This is a genomic window from Phocaeicola sp. GP0067, from assembly GCF_031119655.1.
Taxonomy (GTDB): domain Bacteria; phylum Bacteroidota; class Bacteroidia; order Bacteroidales; family Bacteroidaceae; genus Phocaeicola; species Phocaeicola vulgatus.
In genome coordinates this window covers 84,114-101,756 of sequence record NZ_JAVHZY010000007.1, presented here as the reverse complement: position 1 = coordinate 101,756, position 17,643 = coordinate 84,114, and the positions used below count along the sequence as shown (strand labels likewise).

16 protein-coding genes and 1 pseudogene are annotated in these 17,643 nt (G+C 41.3%); 13 read left to right on the top strand and 4 right to left on the bottom strand.

Going from position 1 to position 17,643, the window contains the following annotated elements; translation table 11 throughout:
* Positions 1-189: 189 nt before the first annotated feature.
* Positions 190-780, bottom strand: coding sequence for a Crp/Fnr family transcriptional regulator (locus RE317_RS07885; protein ID WP_005846794.1), 591 nt, complete (start codon positions 778-780; stop codon positions 190-192).
* Positions 781-894: 114 nt separating this feature from the next.
* Here RE317_RS07885 and hcp point away from each other — a divergent pair, with 114 nt between their 5' ends.
* Both hcp and ric read left to right on the top strand, forming a co-directional pair.
* Entirely contained in the window at positions 895-2,553 is a 1,659-nt protein-coding gene (hcp, locus tag RE317_RS07880) for a hydroxylamine reductase (RefSeq protein ID WP_032944629.1), read from the top strand.
* A gap of 11 nt (positions 2,554-2,564) precedes the next feature.
* Entirely contained in the window at positions 2,565-3,296 is a 732-nt protein-coding gene (gene ric, locus RE317_RS07875; RefSeq protein WP_005846790.1) for an iron-sulfur cluster repair di-iron protein, read from the top strand.
* Positions 3,297-3,375: 79 nt separating this feature from the next.
* Here the strand turns inward: ric and RE317_RS07870 are convergent, their stop codons facing one another.
* A complete protein-coding gene (locus tag RE317_RS07870) occupies positions 3,376-5,835 on the bottom strand; it encodes a glycoside hydrolase N-terminal domain-containing protein (RefSeq protein ID WP_032944561.1) in 2,460 nt (819 codons plus the stop codon).
* 209 nt (positions 5,836-6,044) lie between these two features.
* On the opposite strand from RE317_RS07870, the pseudogene RE317_RS07865 reads away from it, so the two are divergent.
* From RE317_RS07865 to RE317_RS07840, 6 genes and pseudogenes are all read left to right on the top strand, one after another.
* Positions 6,045-6,300: pseudogene (locus tag RE317_RS07865) on the top strand (mobilization protein); the annotation flags it as partial.
* Between the two features lie 96 nt (positions 6,301-6,396).
* The gene (locus tag RE317_RS07860) at positions 6,397-6,855 is read left to right on the top strand and encodes an immunoglobulin-like domain-containing protein (RefSeq protein WP_032944562.1); all 459 of its coding nucleotides are present in this window, start codon (positions 6,397-6,399) and stop codon (positions 6,853-6,855) included.
* A 29-nt stretch (positions 6,856-6,884) separates the two neighbouring features.
* Positions 6,885-7,973, top strand: a complete 1,089-nt coding sequence (locus tag RE317_RS07855; RefSeq protein ID WP_227193992.1) for an immunoglobulin-like domain-containing protein — start codon at positions 6,885-6,887, stop codon at positions 7,971-7,973.
* 16 nt (positions 7,974-7,989) lie between these two features.
* Positions 7,990-8,319 (top strand): hypothetical protein, encoded by a 330-nt coding sequence (locus RE317_RS07850; protein WP_229057121.1) that lies wholly within the window; start codon positions 7,990-7,992, stop codon positions 8,317-8,319.
* A gap of 541 nt (positions 8,320-8,860) precedes the next feature.
* Complete coding sequence (locus RE317_RS07845; RefSeq protein WP_032944564.1) at positions 8,861-9,073, top strand: hypothetical protein; 213 nt, start codon at positions 8,861-8,863, stop codon at positions 9,071-9,073.
* A gap of 150 nt (positions 9,074-9,223) precedes the next feature.
* Entirely contained in the window at positions 9,224-9,571 is a 348-nt protein-coding gene (locus RE317_RS07840) for a hypothetical protein (RefSeq protein ID WP_057279382.1), read from the top strand.
* A 155-nt stretch (positions 9,572-9,726) separates the two neighbouring features.
* Here RE317_RS07840 and RE317_RS07835 read toward each other — a convergent pair whose 3' ends face one another.
* Both RE317_RS07835 and RE317_RS07830 read right to left on the bottom strand, forming a co-directional pair.
* A complete protein-coding gene (locus RE317_RS07835) occupies positions 9,727-10,956 on the bottom strand; it encodes a PDZ domain-containing protein (protein ID WP_117897918.1) in 1,230 nt (409 codons plus the stop codon).
* A gap of 17 nt (positions 10,957-10,973) precedes the next feature.
* Positions 10,974-12,017, bottom strand: a complete 1,044-nt coding sequence (locus RE317_RS07830; RefSeq protein WP_050484585.1) for a S8 family serine peptidase — start codon at positions 12,015-12,017, stop codon at positions 10,974-10,976.
* Positions 12,018-12,873: 856 nt separating this feature from the next.
* Between RE317_RS07830 and RE317_RS07825 the strand changes: the two genes are divergently transcribed.
* From RE317_RS07825 to RE317_RS07805, 5 genes are all read left to right on the top strand, one after another.
* Positions 12,874-13,011, top strand: coding sequence for a hypothetical protein (locus RE317_RS07825; protein WP_162222281.1), 138 nt, complete (start codon positions 12,874-12,876; stop codon positions 13,009-13,011).
* A 245-nt stretch (positions 13,012-13,256) separates the two neighbouring features.
* Complete coding sequence (ltrA, locus tag RE317_RS07820; protein ID WP_258974104.1) at positions 13,257-14,525, top strand: group II intron reverse transcriptase/maturase; 1,269 nt, start codon at positions 13,257-13,259, stop codon at positions 14,523-14,525.
* A 223-nt stretch (positions 14,526-14,748) separates the two neighbouring features.
* Entirely contained in the window at positions 14,749-15,078 is a 330-nt protein-coding gene (locus RE317_RS07815) for a helix-turn-helix domain-containing protein (RefSeq protein WP_118214484.1), read from the top strand.
* Positions 15,068-17,140, top strand: coding sequence for a toprim domain-containing protein (locus RE317_RS07810; RefSeq protein WP_118214481.1), 2,073 nt, complete (start codon positions 15,068-15,070; stop codon positions 17,138-17,140). Before RE317_RS07815 ends, RE317_RS07810 begins: the two co-directional genes overlap by 11 nt.
* Complete coding sequence (locus RE317_RS07805; RefSeq protein WP_118214480.1) at positions 17,137-17,535, top strand: helix-turn-helix domain-containing protein; 399 nt, start codon at positions 17,137-17,139, stop codon at positions 17,533-17,535. Before RE317_RS07810 ends, RE317_RS07805 begins: the two co-directional genes overlap by 4 nt.
* Positions 17,536-17,643 lie beyond the last annotated feature (108 nt).

Sequence of the window (17,643 nt, the reverse complement as noted above, 5' to 3'; positions counted from 1 at the left end):
ATCAAGAAAATTTCAATATGGTCCTCATTTCAAAAGAACCAATCCTTATAGACAAAGATCCTTTTCTTTAAAGTCAAAGTATTTATAACAAAACACCTTGAACACTTTCACAAGAATGGGTTACACACAAAAACTCTCAAAGATACAAGATACGTTTTTCCACTTTACCCATAAAAAAGAAATCTCAATTTATTTCTTTATTTTCCCTTCATTCACCAGTTCAGACAGCGCCCTGGCCAATGACGGACGAGTAACTCCCAGCTTCTGCGCCACCTCCTGCTGATTATGAATAACAGAATGTGTTTCTAGATATTTCAACAAACGAGTCTTTAAATTCAACAAAGCAAACTCATTCAATTTCCTGCTTAAAAAGACACTCCTGTCCGAAATATCCTTCAAAAAATTCTGCATCATCAATGGATGCAAACGCATAAATTCTAAAAATCTTTCTTTACCTATTACAAAAACCTCACAAGGTCCTATTGCCTCTACATTAACGGGAAAACGATTTTCAGTGGCAAAAATAAAAGCCGAAGCCAGCAAGTTAGGAGCTCCAATTTCTTCTACCGTCAGTTCTTTCCCTTCATCATTTATCATTCCCGCCCGTACACTTCCCGATGCAAGAATGTACAGCCCTTTACATAAGTCACCTTGCCGGGCAATGATATCACCCGGTTCAAAGTGCTTCAAACTATTCGGAAGTCCGAATAGGAAAGCAACCAATTCTTCCTCTTTCATTCCCCGGAAAGGAGCCATCTGCAATAATCCTGTCAGTTCCATCCTACTTTCTTTTAACTGTTATTTGTATCCGCTGTAACATATGGTACAACTTAAAAGACGAAAACCGTCTACTTTTGCACAAAAGTAATAGAAATCATTAAAATGAAAAAAGATATGGAGAATAACATGTTTTGTTTCCAATGTCAGGAAACGGCCAAAGGTTTCGGTTGCACCTTAAAAGGTGTTTGTGGAAAAAATGCAACTACAGCACGTACCATGGATTTATTGCTCTTTGTAGTACGAGGAATTTCTGTTGTGGCGGATCAATTGCGCCAGCATTCCCTCCCCGTTGAAAAAGAAGTGGACAATTTCATTGTAGACGCCTTATTCTGTACCATTACCAATGCCAATTTCGATGACGAAAGCATTACGAAACGCATTGACAAAGGATTAGCAATACGTGATGACCTTAAGCATCAAGCCTCTGCCAAGGATATTCCTCTGCCGGAAACCGATGAGTTAAATTGGAAAGGCAGTCACGATGAATATGATGCAAAAGCCGCAACAGTCGGAGTTTTACGTGAACAAAACGAGGATCTACGCTCTTTAAAAGAACTGATTATGTATGGTCTGAAAGGAATGGCTGCTTATCTGGAACATGCCATGAGGTTAGGACATAATGACGAAAGTATTCATCGTTTCATGCAGAACACCATCGCACAAATTACAACAAAATCTTTATCGGCGGATGAACTGACTGTATTAGCACTGAAAACAGGTGAAATAGGCGTTCGAACAATGGCTTTGCTCGACAAGGCAAACACTTCCAGTTATGGTAATCCGGAAATTACCCATGTAAATATAGGAACAGGTACCCGCCCCGGTATTCTGATAAGCGGACATGACCTGCATGATCTGGAAGAATTGTTGGAACAAACCAAAGACAGTGGCGTGGACGTATATACTCACGGTGAAATGCTTCCTGCACATTACTATCCGGCATTTAAAAAATATACACATTTTGCAGGAAACTATGGAAATGCCTGGTGGAAACAACGGGAGGAGTTTACCTCGTTCAATGGTCCTATCCTGTTCACAACCAACTGCATCGTTCCCCCTCTGCCCAATGCCACTTATAAAGAACGCATGTTTACCACTAATTCTACCGGATATCCCGGCTGCAAGCATATTACAGCAGACGAGAAAGGACATAAGGACTATACTGAAATTATAGAAACAGCCAAACAATGTGCCGCACCGACAGAAATAGAACATGGAGAAATCGTTGGTGGTTTTGCCCATAATCAGGTATTACAACTAGCAGACAAGGTCGTAGAAGCGGTAAAGAGCGGAGCTATCCGTAAGTTCATCGTCATGGCAGGTTGTGACGGACGTATGCGCAGTCGTGATTACTACACCACTTTTGCCGAGATGCTCCCCAAAGACACAGTCATTTTGACTGCGGGATGTGCTAAATATCGTTATAACAAACTAGGGTTAGGTGACATTAATGGCATTCCGCGTGTTTTAGATGCAGGACAATGTAACGATAGCTATTCATTGGCAGTCATCGCCCTCAAACTGAAGGAAGTATTCGGGCTACATGACATCAATGAACTGCCCATTATTTACAATATCGCCTGGTATGAACAGAAAGCGGTAATCGTATTGCTGGCATTACTCAGTTTGGGAATAAAAGAGATTCATCTCGGTCCCACCTTACCCGCATTCCTCTCGCCCAACGTGACGAAAGTACTGGTCGAAAACTTTGGAGTAAGCGGTATCGGTACAGTAGAAAGTGATATGAGAAAATGGGGATTAACGAACGAATAAACGGAATAATTATGAAACAGAAAAATTACCATTCATGTACAGTCGGACAAATTGTAGCCGGCAACTTTGATACAACCAAAGTATTCTCCCGTTACCATATTGATTTTTGCTGCCATGGCAATACTCCGTTTGCAGAAGCCTGCCGGAACCGTGGTATTGATCCCGAAGCAGTAGCACATGAATTAAATGAATTACAAGAGAATACGGTTAGTAATGCTCCTGACTTTGCCGGATGGCCCATCGATTTATTAATAGACTATGTATTGAAAATACACCATCGGGGAATCCGTGCCAAAGGTCCGCAAATAGAAGCATTATTAACCAAAGTAACCGAAGCGCATTCAAAGAATCATCCAGAGTTACTGCAAGTCCAGGCACTGTTCCGCGACTCGCTTCTTGATTTGGAAAATCATTTATCAAAAGAAGAGAATGTATTATTTCCTTATGTTTATGAAATGTTCCAAGCCAAAGAGGAAGGCTTGAAAGTAGCTAAATTCCATTGCGGCACCATTCTGTATCCCATCGAAGTGATGGAAGATGAACATAATCACGAAGGAGAACGTTTTGAAAAAATCTCTTCATTAACCAACGGATTCACCGCCCCTGAAGATGCTTGTGCCAGCTTCCGCTTGGTTTTACAACAATTGAAACAATTTGAAGAGGCATTACATGAACATATCCACCTGGAAAACAATATCATTTTTCCCAGAGCATTAGAATTGGAAAAGAAGGAAGCCATCTGATAACTACACCATGACACTTCCATTTACAAAAGTGCCCAAAGTGAAATAATGCACAAATCACTTTGGGCATCTTCATGTATTATAACCCACGCTCCACTATATAATCTTGTCCCTGTTCTGTCATCAAGTCATATTCATACACCTTATACAAAGCAGGATATTGCGGGTTTATCTCCTTGGTAACCAAAGGCTCTTTGATCTCTGCCTGCATATAATATTCATTCGGATTCTTACCTTTTGCCTCTTTTAATCCAACCCCACGCAAAGGAACATACGAACGTAAACGCAAATTACCTCCCAAACGGGAATGAATCTTCGCTTTATCCAGCTGCACGCCATTCCAGTTCATATCCACCACAAATCCTCCACGGGCAACCAGTCCTTGCACACTTCCTGTGGCCCAGGCATCCGGAAGAGCCGGAAGCAAATGTACAGCTCCGTCATGGCTCTGCAACAACATTTCAGCCACACCGGCAGTGTAGCCAAAATTACCGTCAATCTGAAAAGGCGGATGAGCATCAAACAGATTAGGATAAGTCCGTCCTTGCGGATAAGCCTCTTTCACTTCATCCCCAGGCAGCAGCTTCAACATATTATTAATAATCCAGAACGCATGATTACCGTCCAGCAAACGGGCCCACAGATTAACTTTCCAGCCAATGGACCAACCGGTAGCTTCGTCGCCACGCTGTAACAACGTGTTTTTAGCTGCCTGGAAAAGCAAAGGATGGGTGTAAGGAGATATCTGATTACTAGGGAACAATCCATATACATGAGAAATATGGCGATGCTTGTCATTCGGATTATCCAAGTCTTCCAGCCATTCCTGTAACTGATTGTATTTCCCGATCTGCATCGGGGCCAGACGATTTAACATAGACTGCAAAGAATCTTGATAAGAAGCGGACATTTTTAGAATTCTTGACGCATGCAATGCATTGCTAAGCACATCGAAAATTATCTGATTATCCATCGTACAACCTGCCACAATCGTTGAAGCTTTTTTAGTATCCTCTCCCGAAGGTCCATGTTCCGGAGACATGGACGGAGCAGTCACCATCCAACCGTATTCAGGATGTTCAGTCAAATAATCAAGATAAAAATCAGCAGCTCCTTTCAATGCCGGATAGGCTTCGGAAAGAAACAGCTTGTCCCCACTATATAAATAATGCTGCCACAAGTGGGTAGTCAACCAAGCACCTCCCATGGGCCATGTACCATAAAACGCCTTATCCACCGGACCGGTGGCACGCCATATATCTGTATTGTGATGAGCCACCCATCCGTTGCATCCATACATAGTCCGTGCCGTTTCCCTGCCGGTAACTGACAATTCTTTCACCATTTCGAACAAGGGCTGGTGCGTTTCACTCAGATTGGTCACTTCAGCCGGCCAGTAATTCATTTCCGTATTAATATTGATGGTATATTTTCCATCCCATGGAGCAGCCAGTTTATTATTCCATATACCTTGCAAATTGGCAGGCTGACCTCCCGGCTGGGAGGAGGAAATAAGCAAATAACGTCCATACTGAAAAAGCAACACCGCCAAAGAAACATCCTTACCCTCATTGAACAGTTCGATGCGTTTGACAGTTTCCAGCTTAGCCCGCTCACTGGTTCCCAAATCCAATCTTACACGGTCAAACTGCTCTTTATAAAGAGCTATATGCTCCTGTAAAACCTGACTATAAGGGCGTCCCAATGCCAGAGACAGATATCCGGACGCTTTTTTACTCTCATTGCCACTTATATCGTGATAATTAATAAAATTCGTACCCGATGAAACATACAGAGTAACACTGTCCGCTCCTTCCACTGTAATGTTTTGGTCATCAATTTTCACCTTACCCCCATCCACATCAGCCTGTGTCTGTGTTTCCATACGAATCAATCCTTTCACTCCCTCATGATCCCTACCCTTTCCGGTCAGAACCAATTTCTTTCCTTTCCTGCTGACTTTATGCTCCAATGGCGACACATATCCGACCTTAAAATTCAGTTTCCCCGGCCGGTCTGCTGTCAAACGGACCACTACCACCTTATCAGGAAATGATGCAAAAACTTCACGTTGAAAAGTCACGCCATCCACTTTGTAACGGGTAGTAGCCACCGCACGTTCCAAATCCAGATCACGATAATAATCGGTAACCTTTTCATGTCCGGGGGTTTCTATAATCAAACTGCCGATTGTCTGATAGGGCATACCATGCTTTCCGGCATAAAAGTTTTCTTGAATCAAGTTCTGAGCCTCCATGTTTTTTCCGGCGAAAATCAGTTCACGCACTTGGGGCAGACTTTCCAATGCTTCCGGTTTGTCATTCCGGTAGGGACTGCCTCCCCACATGGTTTCATCGTTTAGTTGAAGTTCTTCACGGGCCGTTCCGCCATATACCATCGCTCCCATCCGGGAATTGCCGACCGGAAGCGCTTCCACCCACGTTCCGGCAGGTTGCTTATACCACAATTTCAGATCACCAGCCTGAATAGATAACGAAAAAGACAATAAAATGCCTGCTAATAATGAATAAGTTTTCATGGTTAATAGATATTGTATAATGTACAAATATAATTCTATTAACCATACAAACGAAAAGACAGAAGCATTTTATTGTCTAAAAAACAATTATGATAAAGAAAAGACCAAATATTACACCTCCTCCCTATCTGATAACCGGAATCACATAATCGTATTTTCTCAATATTTCCGTTACAGGAGACAGTGGAAGCAAGTCAGGGCGGGGAGATATAAAAGACTTGCTGCCGATAGCCGAGCAATGCCAGGAAGTGGGATTCACGGGAACACCGGGAGAAGTTCGGAACGGCATATTCAACGGCAACAGTAAAGAGGAATCCGCAGAAGAAAGGAAAGTTCCGGTTGTGCATTGACGGAATGCCTATACTTGAATGGTTCAAGATGAAATTTAAAGAGCTTAAGGAAAAGCTGGGTGTAGGCCACACTCCAAAAAAGAAAAACAGGCCCCAAAGAGAGTTGAGAATATAATTCTTTGGTAGAAAATAAAAATGTAATTCTAATTGTTAATGAATTGCACTTTGAGTATTTTTGTAAATACTTTGTTTCACTGATAAATAAACCAAGATGAAAACTATATTTTTATGTTTCTTCTGTCTTTTCACTATCGGATGTACGCATCAGTCCAGTCAAGAAAACTGTGTAGAAATCGGCAGTGCGGATGCAATCTGCGTAAGCACCGATACTTTAGGGAAAACAGTACGCATGAATATGCTACATGGGCATTATACCACTGAAAGTGAAGAAGTGTTCGCTATTGTCCTCAATCCTCAGAAACTTCCACTTAGTTATGGCAGAAGATGGATTTTAGAAAGATGGGAAAATAATCAATGGGTAAGGCTTTGGACGAAAAAGCCCACAGGTTTTTTTGATGACGAAATTATACCGATTACCCCACCTATATATTATTGTTTCAGTTTTCCTATTAAATACTATAAAACAACTCCCGGCAAATATCGTATTTCCATATCACTGTGGAATGATATGGAGAAAATAAACCTCAATGCTGAATTTGAAATAGAATAAACATCTCTTTCACTAAACAATTCAATGTTATGAAAACAAAAATATGGGTAGGAGTTCTATTTTACTCTTTTTTGGGATGTGCGAATAAGGCACCAAAATCAAATCTTACAAGCAAATTAGACTCTACAGGTGAAGCTGTCTATTTTATAGAAGATACTGTTGTTGACCAATCTGCAGGCTTGCAAGTCATTGAAGCCTTAAGCAGGGTCTATGGAAATGATCCGAATTCTATAGGAGGTTTCATCGGTAGCCCGCGTTGCCCTTCTTTCTTGGAAGGTATGTTCTTTGACGGTTCCACGTTGGTTTTTCAGGTAAGAGGTGACACAGCGCATGCAAGGCGAATTTTGGAATCTACTGCCGGTAGCAAAGCTTTTCGACTGGAGCAAGTTACTGAAAGTAATTATTCACAGCAACAACTTATGAGCATCGTAGACGAGTTGAACCAGCGGTTTGACACATTGACAGACAAGAAGCTGAAAAATAATATGACCAGTTGGGGTGTAGGATTACGGAATGTTGAAGTCAGGTTTATTCTCAACACTCCCGAAGCCCGACAAGCATTCCGGGAAAAACTCATGGATTCTCCCGCCATTCGTTTTGAAGGACCGGAACAGCCGATAATCGATGAACGCATTGGTATAACTGATACGCTCGGTATTTCCCTGCATCCGGAATATTCCGTTTACTCCACTGAGGCATCCACAGCTTCCTTTGTTTTGCTAAATCAAGGAAACAAGAACATAATGTGTGGCGAGCATTATTTCATTACTTATGAAGACGAGAATGGCACTTGGCGTGCATTGCCCATCAATGACGCTGCCATAGATATAGGTTATATGGTACTTCCCGGTGGGCATCATTTGTTTACAGCAAATCTTTATCCCGAAGTTCACTCCAATAAACCGGGACGTTACCGTTTTTTCTATGAAGTCATGCTTGATGCTGATACCCCATTGCGTCATGACATATTGATGATGACCGAATTTCGATTGACAGACAACAAAGAAGCTGTAAAACGGGCAATTAAAATGAATATCCCTAAGGAACCGGAAGGGTATGGTATCAGATACGTTCCCGTTCAAGAAGAATCTGCTAAAGAAAATACAACTTTTAAGTAGTTTAATGGATAGCAACATGAAATATTTACTCTTTATATTATTAATACTATTTTGCTCTTGTTATTCCGGCTCTTCCAAGAAAGGGCAAAAAGACAAAAGGGATAGTATTTGTTTGCAAAAAGAACTATATGCTTTACATAAGTATGTGGATAGCATTATTAAAACTGACACCATTTTGCAACAACGCTTTCATTGTTTTGGAGCTGGGCTAACCAAAGATAAAATATCTATTGACTGGAGAACAAACTCCAAAGGGGATTTCGGTTATAAAATCTCAACTCGCTATTGTTGTATCACATGTAAAAAAGAGCTATTTTTCCATGCGAATTCACTCTTTTTTACTTAACTTTGCACAGAAAAGGAACAAAATAATACAACAATGGACGTTAGAGAATCTTTTTGAAAGATTAAAAGCAACAATCATGCGTAATGATTTCTTGCGGACGATTATTATTATCGGATTAATAGCTTTGGCTTGTCTGATAATTTACACAGTAGGAAAATGTACAGGCAAATTCTTTGCAACGATATAAGTATAATAGTAAATATAGAAAAATTAATATGATTATGACAGACAAAAAAATTTAGAGTATTAAACCTTGTATTATTCTCATTCATACTCTTGTTCAGCTTGACGAAATATCTATTTCCAGTAGTAATTGTACCTATTGGTTGGATACCATTCATAGAGAATCCATATCCAGTATCTGTTGCATCCATATTGAGAAATATATTATTGGTTTTTGCTATTATTATCAACCTCTATCATTTAGTTAGGGATAAAAGATAGTTTACCGTGAGGAATCTGAACATTCCCGTCCTTGCGGATGTGTCATCCATAGGAACGGGGTGTTAAACACAATCAGATACCTTATTCACACTATACAATGAAAAGGAGAAGTTTAAAATATGGTTTGTTTTATGCTATAGGATTGCTTGCCGTAATAATGTTTGCATCTGCTTTATGTTTTTGGATAATACCTGCGGTAAACGGGAAATGGGAAGCTATGTCTATTGCGCTGTGGATGTACGGGTGGTATTATGGTTATTACCTATTTACTAAGCGTTATACCAAATGGTGGAAAGAGATAGGGGAATGAACAGTAATATAATCATTCATTATTTCAAATTGCGGTCAAAGCAACTATTCCGAATTTTAAAGGAGTGGGGGATTACCAGAAGCCTGTTTTTGTCCGGACTTCTTTTTTTTAGTATTCTGTATGTTGATAAAGGCAAAACAAAGTTGGATAGTGCCAGCGGTCGCAATCTTAGGATTGATAGGCTATCATAATGAGCGAAAAGACAAAGATTTCCTCCTGCTGCAAACAAAAGATGCCATAGCCCTTTTTAGAGTAGAATACTTGCTCATAGGTTTTCCTTTTATATTAATCGAATGCCTGAGAAGCCGTTTCCCCGAAGCAGGAGCCATGATAGTTACCAGCCTCTTATTGCCTAAATTGAAAGCAATAAAATGGAAATCCATCGCCTTTCCGTTACCATTTCTTTATAAGGGAGGGCTGGAATATTCCCGGATACACAACAGGTTATTACCCAATAATTTGCAAGCAATAAGTCAGGAATATGGCCGTAGCTTTTAATTGTACATTCTAAAGGGTGAAGATTTAACGCTTTTGTTATTTCTTAACTCATGTTGCCAATATTGGCAAACTCTTCTTTATTTCGGTGCAATTTGTGATTGACATTCCACTTTAATTTTGCCTCATTGCTTAAGCTGCTGCAAAAATGTTTTGTTTTATTGTGTTGGTTTCCTTTCTTTTGCTATGTCAAACATCAGTATTTTTCCATTACGTTCTATCTCCAAAGTAAGACCATCAGCCTGTTGAATGTATTTCTCTAATTTGCCACTTGCCACAGACATAATATCTGTGTTTATCGCTCCGTTATCAACAGCGATTACCTTATCTCCTAACATCAATCCTGCTTCTTCTGCAAGTCCGTTTATTTCCAAAGCCGTAACACAAACCGCATTGTTGCGGACATTGATACGTAAACCGAGTGGGGAAAGTCCATCATGAATGGTCGGGAGTATGTCAGCACATTGTTTGACGTATAAATTTTTGCCGACAAGTATAAAATTCATTTTTCCAGCAAAGATATTACCTGCCACATTTTTATCGATAGATGGTATATAGCTCAACGTACAATCCGGAATTACTATACCGTTACAGAACATCGTGATTCCACGGAACTCTGCAATCGTATCTGTCAACCCTTCTCTACGATAATTTGTATACGTTCTCTGTGAATGGGACATCCTTAATTTCTCATAAGTATTTTTGTCTATTATGATGTCATAATTCGAGCCCAAGTCAAACATCAAATCCAAACTGTCAGTCTGCTTACTATACAGTGGCAAATTGTTTACCCCTCCTTTAGCAAGAGTAAATCCTTCTGTTTCTTGCTTTAGTATATCTTCATTTTTAAGCGAGAATGCAGTCATTTCATTGCTATCCATATTGAACTTCCAACCTATATTTCCCATGATAGCACGTCCTAACACCGGGCGATATAATGTATTATACATACCATTATCCTTTGGAACAGATGTGAAAACAACTCTCTTTAATTCGCAATCTCCAAGCTGGATATTATTTACTCTATATAATTTTGAGAAATAGACTTGTTTGTAAAAATTGAATGTCGGCATCGGTTTCCGTTTCCAATATTCAGCCTCGTATCGGTCAAGAATTTCTTGCTTAGCCAGAGCAGTAGATGCTTGTGTATCGAACAAGAGCGTGTCAGTATATTGACCGTTTATTATAGCAGCTACTCCAAAATAACCATTGGGGTCACGGATTATTGGAGAGGTTTGAATAAACTCAGAATCAATGTTTTCTACTGCACTTCTTTGCTCTGCATTAAAGTTTTTAACCCAAATGCTTATATAAACAAAGTAAATAAGTATACAAATCAGCAAAGCTGATAATGTGCGGACTAAATATCTAAACAACTTTTTTACCATATTATTTATAGATTTAATCATTTAAAGAGTAATAGCATTCGTGAAGTTTGAGGTATACCATAGCCAATTTCATAGTTAGGGGCAGAACTGTTTAATCCCGATGTATGTAAGAGATTGATAAGTTCATTTCGACTCATTCGTTTGTACTCCAGTAGAGAAGCACATAATCCGGCAATGACAGGAGCCGTATATGACGTTCCTCGGCGTGGAGGCTGTGCGTAAGCACATACATCGGGCTTTATGAAATCGACACCTCCATAACCTATAGAACTGTAACCGGCGCGAGTTGTGCTGTCTGATTCAATGGCACCAACGGATATAACCTCCCTGACATCGGCAGGGAAATTTGAGTAACGCCAAGGCTCATCCCCCTCGTTACCCATGCTCTGAATAAATATCAAGTTAGAATTGACTTGTAGCACACTGTCTACAAATTGGGATATACGAGAGCTATGTCCATCGAGCATGGAGACTGTATAACCGTCATAATCATCAAATATCGTATAACCACATGAACTTGTTATCACATCTACGTCCTGCGACAGCAACCAGCGTATGGCGTTCATCATACGGTCTTCCTCTATCCGTAACTCTGTATCGAAGTCGTCAATCTCTGCCAAGTAATATTCGGCATTCCATGCCAACCCTTTTATTGTATCACCTGATGAGAGGTAACCACCTATGCATGCACAGGAGTAAGCCCCATGGTCTCGCTCTCGGCCGGGTTCCTTGATGAAGAAATCGGTTGTGTCACCGTCTATGAAATTTGCGTAAGCCGCCACATATATGTTTTTCGTCCATGAGCGTTGCCGCAATCCTCCAAATCCTGTATCCAATACTCCGATTTTAATTCCCCGACCACTGAGATTTAACGAATCATACGATTCATCAATCATCATTGCCGGTGCTGTTGTATAAACTCGTTTTCCGATAGATACATAATGTTCAGGAGGATTTGAAAAATCATTTCGTGTCAAATAATAGCCCAGTATTGATAGGATGATAATGACAAACAATAGTATTCCACCAATAATTTTTATAACTGTTTTTAATGTTTTCATTGGCTCAATATATTTTTTCAATGTAGTTGTTACTCTCGAATATCCTGCTCTATCTCATTAATTGATGCTTGAATAACACACTGGCAATACCCATACACTCATTATTTTAGCTTCTGTATGTTCTGCCTATACGGTTGGTTGTATATCCTTTTATTCCTAATAGCACTTGTCGGTGCGCTACATGGCAGCATCCGCATTGGAAAAGTCGCTTTGATTGTTTGGGGAATCATTCAGACAATGGCATTTACATCCATTCCCCAACGGCAAGAATTCACCCCTTTCCTGAATTATCCAACGTTGCAGAAAAAACTCATTCCTACTAAGAAGTATTCAAATTCAAAACAAACACCCAACTTTACATTTTCGGGTGTAAAATTGGGTGCTTGTTTTGTAAAATATTGAAAATCAATGTTTAATGCGGTGCGTACGGGACTACACCGCAAATTTTTTATATCAGCTCTAAATCAATTACTTACACTTAAAAAATCTATGTAAGGATTTCTAAAAGTAACGATTTAGAAACGATTTTCAAAATTTCAATTTTGTCTTTCGTGACACCGTTGTGTCTCTTTTTGTTTTCGGGTTCAAAATTATGCACTTTTTCTGAAACTACCAAATATTTGATTATTAATTTCATATATTTTTTTCTTCAGTGCAAGGTGCGAGCCTATATATAGAGATAGGCTTGCACCTTGCAGTGTGCCGTGAGAATGTGGTATGGCTGTCACATTCGTAACTGCGATACAGATGAGAGTAGGTCTCTCGCAATCGCTTTGCAGGAAGAGGTTGCAAACCGGTGTATGCTGCTTTCTCCCGAAAGGGTTAAGGTAGTGAACGATACATTTAAAAGGCAGTGATGAACTGTCAGGTAACCATACAGGAGATGACCGTAAGGGAACCATTGATGATGCGTCGAAATGCAATGGGTGATGTCAAAACCATGCTTATGCAAGGAGTATGGGATAAGTTCAGAGGTTACCTGCTTACTGTCTGAACGGCATCCGGCGTAGAGGTGGCATGACCTGTATGGAGGCTGTGTTGTGGGAACACGGGAACTCACCATAGGATGTTAAGGGAGCGGCCAAGAACGGCAAACCCGTAAGGTCTGAGTACCGATGCCTATGGTGGGGGCGGACTGCCTCGTAGTAGCGTTGATGTTGCTGTAATGGCAATGGAGCAAAGGGGGCAGCTTGTCCGGTGTATTTGTTTTTGTACAACTAATTGATTAATGTTATTAGGATGATGCAACATCAAGTCACAAAACCGTTTACAATCGACAAGTATTTGATAATGAATGCTTGGAAACGGGTAAAAGAAAACAAGGGGAGTGCCGGTATCGACAATGTCAGTACAGAGGACTATGAGAGTAATCTGGGAAAGAATCTGTACAAGTTGTGGAACCGCATGAGTTCGGGAAGTTATTTTCCCGAAGCTGTAAAGTTGGTAGATATACCTAAACCCTCCGGAGGAACTCGTCCCTTGGGCATTCCTACGGTTGGTGACCGTATAGCCCAAATGTCGGTCGTATTGCTGATTGAGGAAAGATTGGAGGCGATATTTCATGCAGACTCGTATGGTTATCGTCCTAATCGTAGTGCCCATGATGCAATAGAAAAAGCCCGTGAGCGTTGCTGGCATTATAATTGGGTATTGGATATGGATATAAGCAAGTTCTTTGATACCATTGACCATGACCTGCTAATGAAAGCTGTCGAGCGTCACGTGCAAGAAAAGTGGATACTACTTTACATCCGGCGTTGGTTGAAAGTGCCCTACGCAACATTGACAGGCGAACGGATAGAACGGAAAATGGGACTTCCGCAAGGGTCGGTGATAGGACCGGTTCTTGCAAACTTGTATCTCCACTATACGTTTGACAAATGGATGTCGCTTTATCATCCGACCATTCCTTTTGAACGCTATGCTGATGATACTATTTGTCATTGTAATAGCCTTAAAGAGGCCCAAATGCTAAAAGCATCCATAGTGGAACGCTTCGCTGCGTGTAAATTGAGACTGAATGAAGAGAAGACGCGTATTGTTTATTGCAAAGACGGTAAACGGAGGGGAGAGTATAAGGAAATCACTTTTGATTTCTTGGGTTATACCTTTCAGCCACGAGGTCAGAGGAATAAGCAAGGACAAGTCTTTAATGGTTATGCTCCGGCAATCAGTAGAAAGTCAAAGAAGCGCATCACAGAAAAGATGCGTGGTTGGCACTTAAACAGGCGGGTTCAGCTAAAACTCTCTGATATTGCAGTTGAAATAAATGCAGAAGTACGTGGGTGGATGAATTACTATGGTAAGTTTTACGGTAGTCAGTTAAAGGCTTTTCTACAATGTATCAATTTGAAATTGGCTCGGTGGGCAGAAAGAAAATATAAGCGGTTCAGGCGAAAGCCTAATGATGCTTATAAATGGTTGGTAAGAGTGGCTTCCAAAAATCCTGCCTTGTTTTACCATTGGCAACATGGTGTTAAACCCAATCGATTGAAACCGTTTGGATGAGAGGAGCCGTATGAGGGGAGACTTTCACGTACGGTTCTGTGAGAGGTTTGGGCTGAAATGCCCAGACCTACTCGACCCGAACTTTCACTTACCCTCCCCGACTACCCTATTTTCTTGATTTTCAATAATGATATAAAAAAAGTTATGCCAAGTTGGTAACAAGTTGGCAAATGCTTCGGGGCAATTGCTAGAACTTTGCGGCAGATTCAAAAAAAATAAGTTTATGGAAGTTATCACAATGGAATCCGCCGCTTATCAAGGTTTGGTTGCCAAAATTGAGAAGATTGCGGAATATGTACTCCGAAAGGGAAATGCTCCCAATGAGGAAACGGATATTTGGCTGGACAGCCAAGAGGTGGCAGACATGCTGCATATCAGCACACGCACCCTGCAACGGTTGAGAACGGATAATCTGATTGATTATACGTTTGAACGGGGAAAATGCAAGTACCGGTTTTCGGAAATCGAAAAGAAGGTGAATGAGAAGATTATTAACTGTGAGCCGCATTTGATTGACGAGTTCCGCAAAAATGTATTGATGCGTGGAGAATAAAATTGATAAGGAGGATATTCTCCGTCTGACGGATAGAGGCCTGTCCGTATTCAGACATTACCTGCCGGTATCTTTCCGGCTGGGAAAAAACTTTCTTAATCCGTTCTATCAGGATAAACGGGCTTCGTGTAACGTGTATTATGAACGGAACAGCGGAGTTTACAAGCTGAAAGATTTCGGAAATGATGATTATTCCGGAGATTGCTTTGCTCTGGTTGGAAAGTTGCACGGGCTGGATTGTAAACGGGCAAAAGAGTTCGTGGAGATTATGGCGATAATTGACCGTGACCTGCACTTGGGACTGATGGACGGCTGCGGTATGGATTTACCTGCCGCTCCCACTCCCGTAATTTCGGAAACGACACCTGCGCAAAAAGTGAAGAAGTCTCGACCTTATACGTTAGCGCAAAAGAATTTTACGGCTGCGGAACTTGCCTTCTGGGGAGAAAGCGGTATCACACACGAGATACTGAAATTGTTCCGGGTGGTTTCGTTGAAGAAGTTCAGCAGCGAGAACGGCGAAGGGAAACCGTTCAGTATTGCGGCGACGGAAAAAGAGCCGGTGTTCGGCTATACGGCAAAGCAATATGTAAAGGTCTATCGTCCGCATTCGCAAATGCGATTCTTGTATGCGGGGGATTTCGGGGATAATTACTGCTTCGGATTGGAGCAGTTACCGGCAAAAGGTGACTTACTCTTCATCACGGGCGGGGAAAAAGACGTCATGAGCTTAACGGCGCATGGATTCCACGCTATCTGCTTTAACTCGGAAACGGTGACGATTCCGGTGGGGATTGTTCACAGGCTTTCTTTTCGTTTCAAGCACATCGTATTGCTTTATGATACGGATAAGACGGGAATGGACAGTTCGGCAAAGCAGGAAGAGGCATTGAAAAGTTACGGGGTAAAACGATTGTTGCTGCCCTTGGCAGGGACAAAGGAGGAAAAGGATGTCTCGGACTTTTTCCGCTTGGGAAACAGCCGGGAGGATTTGATTAAATTGTTTCTGGATTATTTGGATACTATATACAGCGAAACTATGTCTGCACTAAAGTCTTGTGAGGTGGATTTTAATAATCCGCCGCCCGTGGCACAAATGGTTGTGTCGGTGAACGATGTACCGCTTGGTACGCAAGGGAATATCCTTTGTATTACCGGTGGTGAGGGAACCGGAAAAAGTAATTATGTAACTGCGCTGATAGCCGGTGCTATCGGCCAGACTGACAAAAACAAAGCAATTGATACGCTAGGGGTGTCGGTCTGTGAAAACAGGAAGCGAAAAGCGATTCTGTTCTATGACACGGAACAGTCGGAGGTACAGACCTACAAGAACATAACGAACCTTTTAAGACGTTGCGGACAGGAAACGATGCCGGAATACCTGAAAGCGTATTGCCTTACAGGGATGAGCCGCAAAGAGCGTCTGCAGGCTATTATCCGAAGTATGGATAAGTTTCATTATCAATATCGGGGGATTCACATGGTGGTAATTGACGGTATTGCTGACTTGATTAAGGGTGCAAACGACGAAACGGAAAGTATTGCAGTGGTAGAGGAATTGTACAGGCTGGCGGGAATTTATAATACCTGTATTGTCACTATTCTGCATTTTATTCCGAGCGGATTGAAACTTCGCGGGCATCTTGGTAGTGAGTTGCAACGAAAGGCGGCTGCGATTCTTTCCATTGAAAAAGATACCGACCCGTCGGTATCGGTAGTGAAAGCACTCAAAGTACGTGACGGCAGTCCGTTGGATGTGCCTATCATGCAGTTTGCTTGGAATAAGGTTATTGGAATGCACACCTATTTGGGTGAAAAGCCAAAGGAAGAGAAAGAGAAACGCAAAGAAGATGAGCTTGCAGGTGTGGCACGGGATATTTTCGGGCGACAGAACTTCATTACTTATGTAGATTTAGCGGAACAGATACAGGCGATACTTGATGTGAAGGAACGCACGGCAAAAAGTTATATCAAGTTCATGCGCGAGAAAGAGATCATACTGAAAGACCCGTCGAATCAGAGTTACTATATTATTGGAAATTTAAAACAGTTGGGCTTATGATACCATTGGATAAAGAAACGTTTGAAGCGTATATGGAACGCCTGCTTGAACAGGTGGAAAAGGTTGTAGGCGCACTGGACAAAAAGGACAAGAAGCCACAAAATTACCTGAACGGAGAACGGCTGTACGATAATCAGGATATTTGTTTGTTGCTGAATGTGAGTAAGCGGACACTGCAACGGTATAGGGATAATGGATTGAAGTATCATACTATCCTGCATAAGACGTACTACAGGGAAAAGGATGTGCATGAGTTTATCCGTCGGTATTTCGACGGGGAGAATGTAGGGAAAGATAAACCGGAGGAAGATGCGGAAGATGAACGTACCAAGAACGCCGGAATGCTATCTGATAATGAAGACGAAGCGACGGCAGATATTAAAAAGGACATTTAGGCAGTTATAATTTCCATATAGATAGTTTAGCCAATAACTTGATGTTGTGTGTATATCCCGTATTGTCGTGATGATAGGACGGGATATTTCTTACCTAATAAGCGAAAA